Source organism: Bradyrhizobium sp. SZCCHNRI1009 (assembly GCF_032487575.1).
Classification (GTDB): Bacteria; Pseudomonadota; Alphaproteobacteria; order Rhizobiales; family Xanthobacteraceae; genus Bradyrhizobium.
This window is the reverse complement of the sequence record NZ_JAUEUL010000032.1, coordinates 35,865-52,234: the sequence shown is the minus strand read 5'-3', so window position 1 is coordinate 52,234 and position 16,370 is coordinate 35,865. Positions and strand designations below refer to the sequence as shown.

At 63.5% G+C, this 16,370-nt stretch carries 11 protein-coding genes; 5 read left to right on the top strand and 6 right to left on the bottom strand.

Annotated elements, in window-relative coordinates; all coding sequences use genetic code 11:
- The 3 genes from QX010_RS30870 to QX010_RS30860 all read right to left on the bottom strand — a co-directional run.
- Positions 1–1,247 (bottom strand): mannose-1-phosphate guanylyltransferase/mannose-6-phosphate isomerase (locus QX010_RS30870; protein ID WP_316183400.1); only part of this gene is annotated, 1,247 nt, incomplete at its 3' end.
- 12 nt (positions 1,248–1,259) lie between these two features.
- Positions 1,260–2,276, bottom strand: coding sequence for an NAD-dependent epimerase (locus tag QX010_RS30865; RefSeq protein WP_316183399.1), 1,017 nt, complete (start codon positions 2,274–2,276; stop codon positions 1,260–1,262).
- A 10-nt stretch (positions 2,277–2,286) separates the two neighbouring features.
- On the bottom strand, positions 2,287–3,570 hold the full coding sequence (locus QX010_RS30860) for a nucleotide sugar dehydrogenase (protein ID WP_316183398.1): 1,284 nt from the start codon (positions 3,568–3,570) through the stop codon (positions 2,287–2,289).
- Between the two features lie 188 nt (positions 3,571–3,758).
- Here QX010_RS30860 and QX010_RS30855 point away from each other — a divergent pair, with 188 nt between their 5' ends.
- Entirely contained in the window at positions 3,759–4,721 is a 963-nt protein-coding gene (locus QX010_RS30855) for a lysylphosphatidylglycerol synthase transmembrane domain-containing protein (RefSeq protein WP_316183397.1), read from the top strand.
- Positions 4,722–4,823: 102 nt separating this feature from the next.
- Here the strand turns inward: QX010_RS30855 and asnB are convergent, their stop codons facing one another.
- From asnB to QX010_RS30840, 3 genes are all read right to left on the bottom strand, one after another.
- Positions 4,824–6,794: an asparagine synthase (glutamine-hydrolyzing) gene (gene asnB / locus QX010_RS30850; RefSeq protein WP_316183396.1), complete on the bottom strand. Its 1,971-nt coding sequence runs from the start codon at positions 6,792–6,794 to the stop codon at positions 4,824–4,826.
- 38 nt (positions 6,795–6,832) lie between these two features.
- On the bottom strand, positions 6,833–8,788 hold the full coding sequence (locus QX010_RS30845; protein WP_316183395.1) for a TIGR04372 family glycosyltransferase: 1,956 nt from the start codon (positions 8,786–8,788) through the stop codon (positions 6,833–6,835).
- Between the two features lie 423 nt (positions 8,789–9,211).
- Complete coding sequence (locus tag QX010_RS30840; protein ID WP_316183394.1) at positions 9,212–10,273, bottom strand: hypothetical protein; 1,062 nt, start codon at positions 10,271–10,273, stop codon at positions 9,212–9,214.
- Between the two features lie 452 nt (positions 10,274–10,725).
- Here QX010_RS30840 and QX010_RS30835 point away from each other — a divergent pair, with 452 nt between their 5' ends.
- From QX010_RS30835 to QX010_RS30820, 4 genes are all read left to right on the top strand, one after another.
- Positions 10,726–12,228 carry an MBOAT family protein gene (locus tag QX010_RS30835; protein ID WP_316183393.1) on the top strand — a complete coding sequence of 501 codons (1,503 nt, stop codon included), beginning with the start codon at positions 10,726–10,728 and terminating at the stop codon, positions 12,226–12,228.
- 233 nt (positions 12,229–12,461) lie between these two features.
- Positions 12,462–13,598 (top strand): hypothetical protein, encoded by a 1,137-nt coding sequence (locus QX010_RS30830; RefSeq protein ID WP_316183392.1) that lies wholly within the window; start codon positions 12,462–12,464, stop codon positions 13,596–13,598.
- Positions 13,599–14,081: 483 nt separating this feature from the next.
- Entirely contained in the window at positions 14,082–15,569 is a 1,488-nt protein-coding gene (locus QX010_RS30825; RefSeq protein ID WP_410051472.1) for a PfkB family carbohydrate kinase, read from the top strand.
- A 9-nt stretch (positions 15,570–15,578) separates the two neighbouring features.
- Positions 15,579–16,301: a nucleotidyltransferase family protein gene (locus QX010_RS30820; protein ID WP_316183391.1), complete on the top strand. Its 723-nt coding sequence runs from the start codon at positions 15,579–15,581 to the stop codon at positions 16,299–16,301.
- Positions 16,302–16,370 lie beyond the last annotated feature (69 nt).

The window sequence follows — 16,370 nt, the reverse complement described above, 5'->3', positions numbered from 1 at the left end:
GTCTCGTTCACCGTGACCCGCGCCGCGCCGCGCACCACGATCCAGTGCTCGGACCGGTGATAGTGCTTCTGCAGCGACAGCCGCTGGCCGGGCTTGACGATGATGCGCTTGACCTGGTGGCGCTCGCCATTGTCGACCGACTGATAGCTGCCCCAGGGCCGGTGCACCTTGATGTGCGCCTCGGTGACCTCCGGCGCGACGGTCTTGAGCTTGGCGACCAGCCGCTTCAAGCCGTTGGCATCGCGCTGGCGCGACACCAGCACGGCATCCTGCGCCGCCACCACGACGAGATCGTCGACGCCTTCGAGCGCGACCAGCGCCTTGTCGGTGACGACGTTGCAGTTGCGGGAATCCTCGAACACGGCGGTGCCGCGCGCGGCGTTGCCCTGCCCGTCCTTGTCGGACAGTTCCCAGACGGCATGCCAGGAGCCGACGTCGGACCAGCCGCACGACACCGGGGCCACGGCCGTCCGCTCGGTCTTCTCCATCACGGCATAGTCGATCGAGATCGGCTTGGCCGCGGCGAAGGCGTCGGAGTCGAGGATGATGAAGCTGAGGTCGCGGCCGGCCTTGGCAACGGAGTTGGTGACCGTCTGCACGCTGTCGCTATCGAACTTGCGGTATTCGTCGAGCAGGACCGACGCGCGGAACATGAAGTTGCCGCTGTTCCAGAGATAGCCCTCGCGGATGTAGCGCTCGGCGGTCGGCTGGTCCGGCTTCTCGACGAATTTTGCGACCGCCCGCACCTCCCCGGATACCGGCGCGCCAGGACTGATGTAGCCGTATTCTGTGGCCGCGCGCTCCGGATTGACGCCGAAGGTGACGATGCGGCCGGCCTCGGCGGCCGCGAGCCCCTGGCGGCACGCCGCGAGAAAAGCCGGGGTGTCGCGAACGACGTGATCGGCGGCGAGCGCCAGCACGACGGCATCCTGATGGCGCGACTGGGCGAAGGCCGCCCCAGCGGCGATGGCCGGGCCTGAATCGCGCCGCATCGGCTCCAGCAGGACGTCGGCCTCGATGCCGATCTCGGCCAGTTGCTCCAGCACCATGAACCGATAGGCCAGATTGGTGATGATGATCGGCCGCTCGAACAGATCGGCATCGGAGACGCGCAGCAGCGTGTCCTGGAACGTGGAACGGGCGCCGAACAGCGGCAGGAACTGCTTCGGCCTGACCTCGCGCGAGGCCGGCCACAGCCGGGTTCCGGCGCCGCCGCACATGATGAGAGGAATGATGCGTCCGGTCATGAAATCAATCCGTCAAATCCCGTGATACTCGCGGTACCATTTTGCAAAACGCCCAATGCCGTCGGCGATCGAGGTCGCCGGCCGGAAGCCGATGTCGCGCTCGAGGTCGCTGACATCCGCGTAGGTCGCCTCGACGTCGCCGGGCTGCATCGGCAGCATCTCCCTGATGGCTGGCCGCCCGAACTCCTTCTCCAGCAGCGTTATCACGTCCATCAGCTGTTCGGGATGATTGTTGCCGATATTGTAAATCCGCCATGGCGCCCGGCTGCTCGACGGATCGGGCCTGTTTCCGTCCCAATCCGGGTTTCCCTGTGGCGGCCGGCCGAGCAGGCGGACGATGGCCTGCACGATGTCGTCGACATAGGTAAAATCACGCCGCATGCGGCCATGATTGAACAGCTTGACCGGCTGTCCGGCGCGGATGGCCTTGGCGAAGATGAACATGGCCATGTCGGGCCGGCCCCAGGGACCGTAGACCGTGAAGAAGCGCAGACCGGTCGCCGGCAGCCGGTACAGATGGCTGTAGGAATGCGCCATCAGCTCGTTGGCCTTCTTGCTCGCCGCATAGAGGCTGATCGGATGATCGACATTGTCCCTGACCGAGAACGGCAGCTTGGTGTTGGCGCCATAGACCGATGAGGACGAGGCGAACAGCAGATGCTCGCAGCCATGATGGCGGCAGCCTTCGAGGACGTTGATGAAGCCTTCGAGATTGGCGTCGACATAGGCGTGCGGATTTTCCAGCGAGTAACGCACGCCGGCCTGGGCGGCGAGATGCACCACGGCTGGAAAGCGATGCTGAGCGAACAACGCCTTGATGCCGGCGCGGTCGACCAGATCGAGCTTGTGGAAGGTGAAGCCGGGCTGCCTCTTGAGAATGTCGAGACGCGCTTCCTTCAGCTTCGGATCGTAGTAGGCATTGACGTTGTCGATGCCGATCACCTGGCGTCCGTCGGCGAGCAACCGCTGCGACAGGTGAAATCCGATGAACCCGGCGGCGCCGGTCACGAGGATGGGATGATCAGCCATGGTCGCTCCGTCAGGGTCGCCACAGTTCGATGGCGGCGGGTTTGCTCGCGCGGTCGAGCTTCATCTTCACGTCGAGCACGAGGCCGCTCTCCTCGCGCAGCAGGCCCTGTACGAGAGGCCAGCCTCCGGCGAGATATCGATCGTGCGACACGGCCAGCACGACCGCGTCGGCCGGACGCAGCGCCTCGATCGCCGTCAGGCCGATGCCGTACTCCTCATGCACGGCCGCAGCATCGGCCAGTGGATCGGCGACCTGCACCTCGACGCCGAACGACTGCAATTCGCTGATGATGTCGATCACGCGCGAATTGCGGATGTCCGGCACGTTCTCCTTGAACGTCATGCCGAGAATGGTGACGAGGCCACCCCGGCCCTTCCGCCGCAGCAAGCCGCGGATGCATTCGCGCGCGATGCGCCGGCCCATCTCGTCGTTGATGCGGCGGCCCGCCAGAATGACCTCGGGATGATAGCCCGCCTTCTCGGCGCGGTAGGTGAGGTAGTAGGGATCGACGCCGATGCAGTGACCGCCGACGAGGCCGGGCGTGAACGGCAGGAAGTTCCACTTGGTGGCGGCGGCGGCGAGCACGTCACCGGTATCGATCTCCAGTGCCTGGAAGATCAGCGACAGCTCGTTCATGAACGCGATGTTGAGGTCGCGCTGGGTGTTCTCGATCACCTTGGCCGCCTCGGCGACCTTGATCGAGGGCGCGCGATGGATGCCAGCGGTGACGACCGAGCCGTAGACGGCGGCGACGATCGCGAGCGTCTGCGGATTCTGTGCCGAGACCACCTTGGTGATGGTCTCGAAGCGATGCGTCTTGTCACCGGGATTGATGCGCTCCGGCGAATAGCCGACGTTGAAATCCGTCCCCGCCTTCAGCCCCGAGCTGCTCTCCAGCAGCGGGACGCAGTCTTCCTCGACGGCGCCCGGGTATACGGTCGACTCGTAGACGACGATGTCGCCGCGCTTCAGAACGGCTCCCACCGTGCGCGTCGCGGCCAGCATGGCGCCGAGATCGGGCCGCCTTGCGTTGTCGATCGGGGTCGGAACGGTAACGATGAAAAAATCGGCAGTCGCGATATCATCCGGCTCGCTGGTGAAGCGCAGGCCCGGCCGGCGCAGATCGGCCGCATCGACCTCGCAGGTCCGGTCCCTTGCGTCCTTCAGCTCCGCGACCCGGACCGCATCGATATCGAACCCGATCGCCGGGCAGCCTGCCCGCGCGAACGCAGCCGCGACCGGCAGGCCGACATAGCCAAGGCCTATCACCGCAATCTTCCGGCCATGAGACATAAATTGATATTCCGGTCGTTTCGGAGGCCATTGACGCCACCCCTGCGACTGTTTAGCCACCGGGGCATCAGGACCGCAAGGGGCGGCTACGGCTCCCCCTGGACCCGGGGTCCAGCCTTGCCAGGACGGGAGTTGCGCGTATCGCACTCGGCTTGGAGCGTTTCAACCAAGAGCGAAGCCAGCCTGGCATGCGTGCGTTTTTGATTCTTCTCCTCCGGATCGTGGTGTCGCTGGCTCTGCTGTATCTCGCTCTGCGCGGGATCAACTTTGCGGCGATCCGTGAGCGGCTCAGCCAGATCAATATCGGCTGGATCGGACTTGCGGTGGCCATCACGCTGGTGCAGATCTTCATCGGTGCCCTGCGGTGGCGCGAGATCTCGGCGCTGTGCGGCGCGCCGCTGACGGACATGCAGGCGTTCCGCTACAACATGATCGGCGCCTTCTTCAATCAGACCCTGCCGTCCTCGATCGGCGGCGACGCCGTGCGTCTGTGGCTGATCGGGCGCACCGGCGCCGGCTGGCGCGCAGCCAGCTACTCGATCCTGACCGACCGCGCCGTCGGCTTCATTGCGCTGGCACTGATCATCGTCGCGAGCCTGCCGTGGAGCTATGGCATGATCGCCGACGAGCACGGGCGGCTGGCCCTGGTGCTGGTCGACGCGGCGGCGCTGGCCGCCGGCGTCGGCTTCCTCACCATCGGCTATCTGCCGGCCAAATGGATGAAGGCGTGGTGGCCGACGCGGCACGTCTATGCCTGCTCGGTGATCGCGAACAAGGTGATCTTCGGCCCAGGCACCGCTGCGAAGATCGCCGTGCTGTCGCTGTCGATCCATGTGCTGGCGGTCGTCATCGCCTGGTGCGCCGTGCGCTCCATCGCGGCGCCCGCCGCGTTCGAACAACTGTTCCTTCTGACCCCGCCGATCATGCTGATCACGATGCTGCCGATCTCGATCGCAGGCTGGGGCGTGCGCGAGGCGACGATGATGATCGCGTTCGGCTATGCCGGCCTGGCGCCTGCCGACGGCACCGTCGTCTCGATCCTGTTCGGCGCGGTCTACTTCATCGTCGGCGGCATGGGTGGGCTGGTGTGGATCCTCAGCGCCGAAAAGGGCGCCGGCCGCCTCGCGGTTCCCGCGACGGTCGAAGACTGACCTGGATCATGATGCGATTCCAAGGAATCGCATCATGATCTCATCTCTTTGTTTGAGCATGATCTTTTCGGAAAACCGGTTTCCACTTTTCCGGATCATGCTCTAAGCGGCGCGCGCCCATTCGTCGTGCCAAGCTTGCGCCATCAGCACGTTCCACAGCCAATAGGAATGATTATGGCGGCGGCTGACGTGCTCGTCGAACATGCGCGTCACCCGCACCGGATCGAACAGACCCTGCCGCCTCAGCCGCTCCGGCGACAGCAGATCCGATGCCCAGGATTTCAACGGCCCGCGCAGCCACGCGTCGAGCGGAATGCTGAACCCCGTCTTCGGCCGATCGATCATCTCAGCCGGCACGTGGCGATATAGCACCTGCCGAACCAGCCATTTGCCGCGGCCGTCCCGCACCTTCATGCCGGAAGGCACCTTGGCCGAGAACTCGACGACGTCCTTGTCGAGGAACGGCACGCGCGTCTCCAGCGCCACTGCCATCGCCGCGCGATCGACCTTCTGCAGGATGTCGTCGCTGAGATAGCTGAGGGAGTCCGCCAGGGTCATGCGGTCGAGCGGATCGAGCTTCGCCGCAAGCTGCCGCATCTCGTTCCCCGCCCAACTCTCCCGCTCCGTGCCGCCCACCACCGTCCCGGCCGGATCCTGATCGACCGAGCACAGCGCCCGGTAGAGGCCATCAAAGCCGTCGGCGGCAATGACGCGGCCGAGCTTGGCGACCTGATCACCGGCATGCCGAACCTTCAGTCGAGCCGGCAACAGCGGCTGCAGCGCCCTGAGGACCGTATCGGCCGGCTCCGGAGCAATCGCGCCGAGCACGACACCGATCGCGCGCCGCAGCGGCATCGGCACACGGCCCAGGCGCGCCTGCAGCGTGCCGCCCCAGACATGCCTGTTGTAGCCGCCGAACAGCTCGTCGCCCGCGTCACCTGACAATGCGACGGTCACGTGCCGGCGCGCGAGCTGAGCGACCAGATGCGTCGGGATCTGCGAGGAGTCGGCGAACGGCTCGTCGTAGATCCGCGGCAGCTTCGGTACCACGTCCATCGCGGTCCGCGCATCGACATACAGCTCGGTATGATCGGTACCGAGATGCAGGGCGACCCTGCGGGCATCCTCGGCCTCGTTGTAGCCGCCCTCGGCAAAACCGATGCTGAAGGTGCGGACCGGCTGGCCCGACTGCGCCTGCATCAAGGCCACGATGGTCGATGAATCGACGCCACCGGACAGGAACGCGCCGAGCGGCACGTCCGACAGGCACTGCCGCTTCACGGCGACCGACAGCAACTGCTCCAGCCGATCGACGGCCTCGCGCTCGTCGGCAATGCGATCGCCCTGGGCGGCGACAACGCGATCGCGCAGCGACCAATAGGGTTGCGGCGCGGGCCAACTGTCGGGAGCCGCATCCGCGGAGAAGCGCACGAACGACGCCGGGGGCAGCTTGCGGATGCCGGTCCAGATCGTGGCGGGCGCAGGCACGTAGGAATAGCGCATGAACGCCGTGAGCGCCGCGCGGTCGAGCGACGGCGCCCAGGACGGATGCGCCGCCAGCGCCTTGAGCTCGGAGCCGAACACCAGATCGGCGCCGCTCCAGCCGTAGAACAGCGGCTTCTCGCCGAAGCGGTCGCGCACCAGGATCAATTGCCGAGTCTCGGCGTCCCAGAGCCCGACGACGAACATGCCGATCAGGCGCTGAAGCGCCGGCTCAACGCCCCATCGGCTGATCGCGGCGAGCAGCGTTTCGGTGTCGGAATGACCGCGCCAATTCGGTGCGGCGCCGGCGGCCTCCAGCTCGGCACGGACATCGAGATGGTTGTAGATCTCGCCGTTGAAGGTGACGGTGTAGCGTCCGCAGGCACTGTGCATTGGCTGCGCCCCGGCCTCGGAGAGATCGAGGATCGCCAGACGGCGATGTCCGAAGGCAACTCCCCTCGCAGCACTGATCCAACTGCCGGACGCATCGGGGCCGCGATGCGCCAGCGCCGCCGTCATCCGTTCGACGATCCCGGCCAGTTGGGCCTCGTCAGCTCCGCCGGGGCGAAACAGGCCGGCTATGCCGCACATGGTGCCATCTCCGCCGCTTCGTCCCCCCTCTGCATGGCTCAGTCACCCTCACCGGTGTCGTGCAGCAACTCCGTCTCATGATTGGCCAGGAAACCGAGGCTCGGACGGCTGGTGCCATAGTAATAGGGCAGCTCCAGCGCGCGCCTCCAGCGCGACAACAGTCGCGCGCCATCGTGACCAGCTTCGAATTCGGCCAACCGACCGTCGGCGACGGCCAGGACCTCGTCCGCCGTGTGGCGGATGTCGTCCGCCGAGTTGGTCTCTGGATGCGCACCGCTCCGGCCCAGCACGGCCGCGTCGAACACGCGCCAACGCCAGGGCGACGTTGTCAGTTGGTGCTGCGTCAGTACGGTACCGTCTGCCAGTCTGACGGGCTTGAGGGCAAAACGGACGTTGCTGTTCCACAGCTGGGCGTCGGTCGTGATCGCATTCACGATCGCACAGGGAATACCGAAACTGACAGCGACATTCGTCAACCCGGACGTCGTCCCGATGAAGGCGTGGGCGTGGCGGATCAGGTGGATGTCCATCGGCTCCGATCTGAATTCGCTCAGCGCGTAGTCGATCGTGCGCGCCATCGGAGGAAGCCGCGGCGAGTTCGGACCGCCGAGCTTGACGACCCATCCGCCACGGGAGGTGACCAGACGAATGGCGTCCAGAGACGTCTCGATCGGCGCATTGCGGTGGGTCTGCCCTGTGCCCATGAACTCGAAATAATGCGCTGCGTCCCGGGTATGCAGGCACACATACCAGTCGTCGGGCTTCATGCCGTATCTGGAACGGAACGCGTCGAAGCGAGCCGTTGCGGCGGCCGCGCTCCGATCGTAGGCATCACGCAACGGATGCCCTCTTCCCTCGCGCTCCCATTGCTCGATGGCGATCGCTCCCGCATCCTGCCAGGGAACGACCCGCCCATCGGGCAACCTGAACGCGTTGAAGTTCAACCCGCACCAGCGCTGCAGGGACAGCAGTTCCTCACCCAGTCGCTCGGACACGGTTTCACCGATCACCACGACCTTGCCGAAACTCTCAAACAGCTTGAAGAAGACCGCGTTGGCGATGCTATCGGGACGGACGACGATCACGGCTTCGCCTGACCACCAGCCCAGCGCTCGCATCCGAAACAGAATGTCGAGCATGCCCAGATGGCCGATCTGCGTCGCCCATTCCTCAGGAACGAGCCGCAACGTATCGAAGGTGACGCCGAGCCGGTCGAGCAGACGCTTCAACTCATCAGAAAGCGGTGGCGGCGATGCCCGCAGTTCCTGCTGCGCATCCAAGGCGCGCTCGTACAACCGAATTGCAGTCTCGCCGCGACCGACATGCATCACACGCTGGCCCGTGAAGTTGCACAGGTCGAACAGCCGGCCTCGAGCGCCGCAGAGGAAGTCGAGGCTGTTCGGGACATAATACGGTGAATTCCGAGCCGCGATGTTCTGGTGGGGACGGAGAAAATGCAGGCTGCTCCGACACGCCCAGAACATGGCGTCGAGCGCCGCCGCGTCATCCCCTCCGATCACGTCGACCATGGCCTTGTAGAAGGCGAGATCGACCATCGCTTCGAGCTGTTCGGGCTTCGCTCCCGCCGCGGCATCGCGCGCTTCCGAAAACTCGCCCAGCTCGAACAAGGATCGAACCAGCGCGTATCTGGTCTCCGCATCATCGAACGCCAAGGTTTCGCGGCCGACAGTCCCGGCCGCCTCGCCATAGGCGCCGATGCTGCTCAGGGCTTGAATCGAAGGGCCGGGGAAATATCGGCTGAGAGCCGTCGAAAAACGAAACTCCGGCCGAGCTGCAAGATGCGACGTCACATAGGGAAAATACGCCTGAGCCAGGCGCCGCCGGAGTGGAAGTCTCGCGGCGAAAGCGATGACCAGACCAAAGAACACCGCGCGTCGCGGCAGCAGGTTGAGGGTCGCTCCGACTATAACGAAGACCTGGTAGACAATCCGTCGGCGGCCGCCGCGCATCGGCCTTTGCTTTTGCAGTTTCATACGACCAAGTTCCACACAACCTTGAAATCCCGGATTCCGCGCGTTCGGATCAAGGCGGAGCCTGGACGACCGGCCGTTCAAGTCGCCTGCGCGCCAAGGATCACGTCTCGGGATGAGGACAGTACGCTCGCCGGGTCCAATGCGAGAATTCCCCGTGCAGACATCGCCGCCGCAAATGCCAACCAAGGATTGAGCCGATTGGATCGCAGCTATAACAGAGGTGCCGGGAATTTTCCAAGCCGAACATGGGGATGAACGCAAGCAAAACTGGACGAAATGAGAATTCAGAATTCTAAGCCCCGGTGGCGATTAGTCTCGGGGAGCCCCACCTTGAGCGAGGGCCCTCGATGGCTCGGACGAAGCGTGTCGGACGAACCCGCGTGGAGCCGGCGGCTCCTTGGCTGGAATTCAGCAACATCGGCATCATTTGCCGTCGCCAGTTCCGACTGGAAATGCCCGTTTGAAAGCCGCCGTCTTGACGATCTCGCGAGCGAGATAGCTCGTAAAGACTTGCGCGCCGTGCCTGTCCAAATGGCCGCCGCCGTCGATCGTCGTCAGGCCATCGAATGGCGGCGCGATCAGTTCGATGTTCAATTCCTTCGCCAGCTCTGCCGCCTGCTGGACGCAGGACTGGCTGTGCGGGACCAGTGTGAGCACGACCTCTCCGCCCACCTCGTGGAGAAATCTCTTCGCATAGTCGACAATCGCGGGGGTCGTATGACAGTCCGGATCACGGGCCGATAGCATCGGCTTGTTGCCCGCGGCGACATAGCCCGGATTGGCATCCAGCCCCATGTCGCCGTCCGTGATGTTGCGATAGAGGCCGGTGGGCGAAAAATGGCCATTCTGATAGGCCGCAACGAGGTCCTCGATGCGCCAATGCAGATTGCGGCCGATCACCGTCAGGTACCCCCGCATTCGGTTGCGCTGGACGGCGGCGATGGGCTGCTTCTGCGGACCAAGAGTGACGCTGAGATCGTTGCTGAAAAAGTGCACGAACTGATCGTCGGCATTGATGACCCACAAACGCGGACGGATTTTCCAGCGCTGGATCACGAGCCGCGAGTACTCCCCGCCGCGAATGCCCACGAAGGCCATGTTGTAGATCCCCAATCGACCGAGCACCGGTGATTGCGCGAGCGTCTGCCGGTCTACCGCATAGCTGACGAAGGACGGGCCGAGAAAGACGAGATCGGCCTGCTTTGCGGCTTCGACCGATCCTCCCAGATTGCTGTAGAAGATATCCTGGTCCTGGATCTGCGGAATGCTGCGGCCGCCGAAATCACGATACCAGTTGGTGTCGCCTTCCCGTGGAATCTGCAGCAGCCCATCACGCAACGTCCACACGTCCGACGAAAAGAGCGACAGACCGAGCGAAAACGCGAGCGCGGCCGCCACGCCGACAATTCCGACTGCGATGAGATAGCGCCCGAATCCGCCCGGTTCAGCTGACTTTTCCGGTGCAGAACGGCCGACTGTCGACATGACGCAATTCCCGCTCGATAGGTTGTCTCGGTGGGTGTCGTGGCAGCTGCTTCGGCTCCGACAACGAGAGTCTAGACACGACGTCAGCCGGTGGAACAGAGGGCTTTCCACTCCTCCCCAGCTTGCTTTGCGCGCGAGAGCGCAGACCTATCGAGATGTCATCGGCATGGTCCATCGAGGGGTTTCTTGGCCGCGGCGGCCATCGGCTAGAGTGATTGCGCGAAACCCCATCATGGCATCATTGGATTGGCGTCGTTGGTCGAGTTGAGCTGCCATAGCAGAAGAATCATTGATCGAAAAGTGTCCGCCCCAGTCGAGAGGCTGGTCCCACGTCGCTGTCGTCAGGGAGCGACATCCCCCGAAATTCGCATCGCGAGAGGTGCGCCCAACTTGGCAGCGCCCTCAATCATTGATAAAGCAGCGCAATATGCAGCAACATCAAGAAACTTGTTATGCTCTTCACGCAGTTTGAGTTTCTGTTCCTGTTCCTGCCGGTGACCCTGGTCGGCTATTTTCTGCTGGCTCGCTTTTTCGCCGCTCCCGTCGTGCGCCTCAGCTGGCTCGGCGCGGCGTCGCTCACCTTCTACAGCTATTGGGACATTCACTTCGTCCCGATCATCATAATCTCCATCGTCTTCAATTATACGATGGGTCTGCTGATTGCCGGACAGACCGGCAAGCTCCGCACCGGCCTGTTTTCAGCTGCCGTCACGCTCAACCTGGCCGCGCTCGCGTTCTACAAATATACGAATTTCGGCATCCAGATCCTCAATGCGATCACCGCGTCGAAGCACCCCTCGCTCGCGATCGTTCTCCCGCTCGGCATTTCGTTCTTTACCTTCACCCAGATCGCCTACCTCGCCGACGTCTATGGCGGGTATTCCGATGAACGAAGCTTTGTGAAATACGGCCTGTTCGTCACGTATTTCCCGCATCTGGTCGCGGGTCCGATCCTGCATCACCGCGAGATGATGCCGCAATTCGGCTCGGAGGAGAGCCGACGGATTTCCATCGAGAAGGTCGCGGTCGGCCTCACGATTCTGACCATTGGACTTTTCAAGAAGTCGTTCATCGCGGACGGGTTCGGCCTGATCGCGAATCCCGTGTTCCAGGCCGCCAATTCGAGCCACCTTCACCTGATGGACGCCTGGGGCGGCGCGCTCGCCTACTCGCTGCAGATCTATTTCGATTTCTCGGGCTACTCCGACATGGCGATCGGCATTTCGATCATGTTCGGGATCCGGCTGCCTTTCAACTTCGATTCCCCCTACAAGTCGCTGAGCATCGTCGAATTCTGGCGCCGTTGGCATATCTCACTGTCGCGCTTCCTGCGCGACTATCTCTACATCCCGCTCGGCGGCAACCGCTACGGCGAGCACCGGAGAAACGCCAACCTCTTCGCCACCATGCTGCTCGGCGGTCTCTGGCACGGAGCAGGCTTCACCTTCATCATCTGGGGAGCGCTGCACGGGCTGTTTCTGATCGTCAATCATCGCTGGAGCAAATTCGTCGCGCAGCGACCGGGCCTCACCCGCCTGTCGGCGACCGCCTGGTATGCGGTGGCGGCGCTATTGTTGACACAGTTCGTCGTGGTTCTGGCATGGGTTTTCTTCCGGGCCGACAATCCGAATGCCGCGGTCAGGCTCATCAAGGGAATGCTTGCCCTGTCCAACCCGGAGAAGATCACGGCAACGAACCTCGTCGATCCGCGCCTCATGATCGCGATCCTGGCAGGCTATGTCGCCTGTTTCACGCTCCCCAACGTGAACACGATGTTCGAGCGCTGGAAAGTCGGGCTGGAAACCTACCACAACCCTCGTCCCTGGAGCATTCTGAACCTGAAGTGGCGGCCGTCCCTGCCGTGGGCCATCGGAACTTCGATTGCGCTCGTGGCGGCGGTTCTGATGAACATCATTGCCGGAGACACCTCCCAGTTCCTCTACTTCCAATTCTGAATGCGCAGCAGATGGCAAGCGACGGGCCTCGGGCCCTTCCCACCGATATTCGGCGTTACGAAGGCGGATATGTTCTCGCCGAGGCTGTCCGGGCGGACGGCGTGCCGGCGGCGCATCATCCGCTTGCAGCGGTCACGCCCAGCCATTAGCCTGATTCTGGCGCAATCAACTTCCAGCACGGCGCGGATTACTCGCTTAATCCCGAAGCACAATCACCAAGGCGGGCTCGAACTTTGGCGCGGTATCTTGCGATCATAGTGGCGCTGTTCGCCATCGTCTTCCTGCCGCTGCTGGCTGTATTCGAATGGGTCGGCTGGCGATTGGGCGCGACCGTCCCACTCTCGGTGCTCGCAGCCGAGCAATCGCGCACCGAACGGATGGTCTGGCTCGGCACCTTCAAGGACTACGCTCCCTACAAGCTCGAACGAATCAAACAGGTCCAACCCGAGGTTCTGCTGGTGGGAAGCTCGCGCTGCGGTCAGGCGCGTGAGCAGATGTTCCGTCCCTACGTGGCCTACAATGCGTGCCTGACGGCCTGGCCTCTCACGCACGTTGTGGATTTCGTCGATCGAGCGACCACGGTGGCGAAGCCGCGCGTGGTCGTCGTGGCGCTGGACTACTTCCTGTTTGGCGACTTCCTCGCTGACGTCTGGCGGAAAGAGCGCACGATGGACTTCGCCCAAGGCATCGATTCGCATCGGCGGAAGCTGCACGACGTCGCGGACTTCGTCATGCGGAATCACGGAGATCTCGATGCGATCCGTTCGGCCATGATGACGCCGCAACTCGAGCCCGTTGACAACAACAGGCTCGTCGGCACGGAGGCAATCCGCGGCAAGTTCGGCTTCCGCAGGGATGGTTCCGTCATGGTCGCACCGCCCTATCGAAATGCAGCGGCCGAAACCTTGGCGCGCGGCGCTCAATACGTCACCTCCTCGTTTCCGGGCGCCCCTCATCTCAGCGAACGCGAATTTGGCGAGATCGAGCGACTGTCCAGGCTTTCCCGCGAGCGCGGGTTCTCGGTGGTTGCGATCCAATATCCGTTCCTGGAAAGCGCTGGCGCCTTTCTCGACACCGATGAGGCCTATTGGCCCTATTCCGGACTCTGGCGCGAGATCAGGAGCCCACAGACCGCCGAAAGATTTGCGCAGCTTGGGATCCAGTTCTTCGATATGAGCCGCACCGAGATATCGCGCGATTCCGGCAACTTCTTCGATCCTGCGCATCCCTCGGAAAGGGGCATGCTCAAGACCTACCTCGCCCTGCTGAACCGGCCCGAGTTCAGCAAGCTGTTTCCGCGGATCGACCGCAGCGCCTTGGCTGCCGATCTCGAAAAGGGACAGGGCGAACAGTTCGATCTCTATCACTGAGGCATGCTGCGAGAGACTTGCGTCTCCGAGGCTTTTCCGCGGAGCCCGCCCACCAGCGCGCCGCTGCCCGTCTCTCGTCGGAGCGTCCTCGGATCCATCCTCCGCCTGATTCGCCAGCACAGGCGCTGAGCATCGCCGTGAAAGGACGATGAGCTCTCCGGAAGCCGCGTTCCGACGCGACCACACAACCGTAAGCTAACAGGACTGTTTGTGCTGCTGCGCACACCTGATAAAGAGACCACTGGAAATGATCGGCCGCCGGCCCCTCCATCGCTCCGATCGCGGGACCGCGCTTGTTTTTTCGCAACGAAATCAATGTCGAGCATGAAAGATGCAGATCGGAACGGGATTCGCGGTGCAGATGTGCCGGGCGACAGCGACGCTTTGCATCGGAGTCGCTCGGCCGGCGAATGACACGGTGGCCGATTGTCCGACCTCAGCCCGATCGAGCCGGAGGCGAATTCCTTGGATCAGGTGATCGATATGAGTGAGATGGATCTGGCCTGTCAGACGGTTCGCGCCTCCTGTGACTCCGGGCAGACGATTGCATTCGTGTCCGGCAATTTCAACGTCGTGCACCCCGGACATTTACGGCTTTTGAAGTTCGCTGCCGAGCAGGCCGACGTGCTGGTCGTGGGCGTCAATCCCGATTCGACGCCAGGCGTGACCCTGGCGCAGGACATGCGCCTCGAAAATGTGCGTTCCATCGCCTTTGTGCACCATGTCGTGCGCTTGGAAACGTCGGCGTCCGACTTCATCGCGCATCTGAAGCCGACCGTTGTCGTCAAGGGCAAGGAGTTCGAGGATCGCGCCAATCCAGAGCAGGAGGCCGTGGACGCCTATGGCGGACGGCTGATCTTCTCGTCCGGTGAATTGCGCTTTGCGTCGCTGTCGCTGCTGGAACGCGACGCCAACATCGACATCTCCACGGTCCGCAAGCCGCAGGAATTTCCAAGGCGCCACGGCTTCGAGATCGGGAATCTGAAGGACCTGCTCCGCAAGCTCTCCGGCATGCGAGTCGCCGTTATCGGCGACCTGATCGTCGACGAATATGTCACTTGCGATGCGGTCGGCATGTCCCAGGAAGATCCGACCATCGTCGTGACGCCGCTGATGACCCGTACCTTCGTCGGCGGCGCTGGCGCGGTTGCGGCCCATGCGCATGGCCTGGGCGCAGACGTGAAGTTCTTCACGCTGGTCGGCGACGATGAAGCGGCGCGGTTCGCCCGCAACACGCTGGAACAGCATGGGGTGAACTTCAACGCCTTCACCGACCAGAGCCGGCCGACCACGCGCAAGCAGCGTTTTCGCGCGCTCAACAAGACGCTGTTGCGCGTCAATCATCTGCGCCAGCACGCCTCCGATGCCGACCTTCAGCGGCAGATGCTGACCTCGGTCGAGCGCGCCTTGAAGACCTGCGATCTGCTGCTGTTCTCCTGCTTCAACTACGGCTGCCTGCCGCAGGATCTGGTCGACGCGATCGCCGATCGCGCCCGCGCGCAGGGCGTGATGATGGCGGCCGACAGCCAGGTGTCCTCGCAGACCGGCGACGTCTCGCGCTTCAAGGGCATGACCCTGCTGACGCCGACCGAGCGCGAGGCCCGCGTCGCGCTGAACGACTTCATTTCCGGTCTCGCCGTCATCAGCGAGCGCCTGGTCGAACGGGCCCGCACCAAGAACCTCGTGATCACGCTCGGCGCTGAGGGCGCGCTGATCAATACGATGGCAGAGGGCATCTTCACCTCCGACCGCCTGCCGGCGTTCAATCCGTCGCCGAAGGACGTCTCCGGCGCCGGCGACAGCTTCTTCATGGCCTGCTCGATGGGCCTGCGCGCGGGCGCCGATATCTGGCAGGCCTCCTATCTCGGATCGCTGGCGGCCGCGCTCCAGGTTTCCCGCGTCGGCAACCTGCCGTTGACGACGGCGGAGCTGGTGCGGGAAATCGACGAGACCGGATTCAGCCAGGAGTAGGATGTCGACATGCGTGCCCTCCTGCTCGCGGCGGGGATCGGAAGCCGGCTGCGCCCGCTGACCAATACGACGCCGAAATGCCTGGTGCGTGTGCACGACCGACCCTTGCTGGACTATTGGCTCGACCTCGTCTTCGAAGGCGGCATCGAGCGGGCGTTGCTGAACACGCACTGGCTCGCCGAGCAGGTTCGCGCGCACGTCGGGCAGTCGCGCTGGCGCGACCGGATCGATCTCGTTCACGAAGATGAACTGCTCGGGACCGGCGGCACCGTGCTTGCGAACCGCACCTGGTTCGGCGACCAGCCGTTCCTCGTGGCCCATGCCGACAATCTGACCGATTTCGACGTCGCAGGGCTGCTCGCCGCCCATCGCAACCGCCCTGACGGCTGCATCATGACGATGCTCGCGTTCCGGACCGACGATCCGAGCTCGTGCGGGATTCTCGAGCTGGATGCTCAGCACAGGGTGATCGCCTTCCACGAGAAGGTCAAAAATCCGCCTGGGAACCTCGCCAATGGCGCGGTCTACGTCTTCGATCCCGCCGTCATCGCCGACATCGCCGCGCTGGGAAAGCCGATCGTCGATCTCTCCACCGAAATCATCCCCAACTATTTGGGACGCATTTTGTGCGTGGAAACCAGCGGTTATCATCGGGATATCGGTAACCCGGAAAGCTTGCGCCGGGCCCATTTGGAGTTTAATCACGAACCGCGCCGTGGCGGGGACGCTTGACGGGCGATTTTCGCCGCTGGGCTGGTCGCCTTCCCCCGCCAATTTGTATAAAGGTGCGCGCGACGCGCC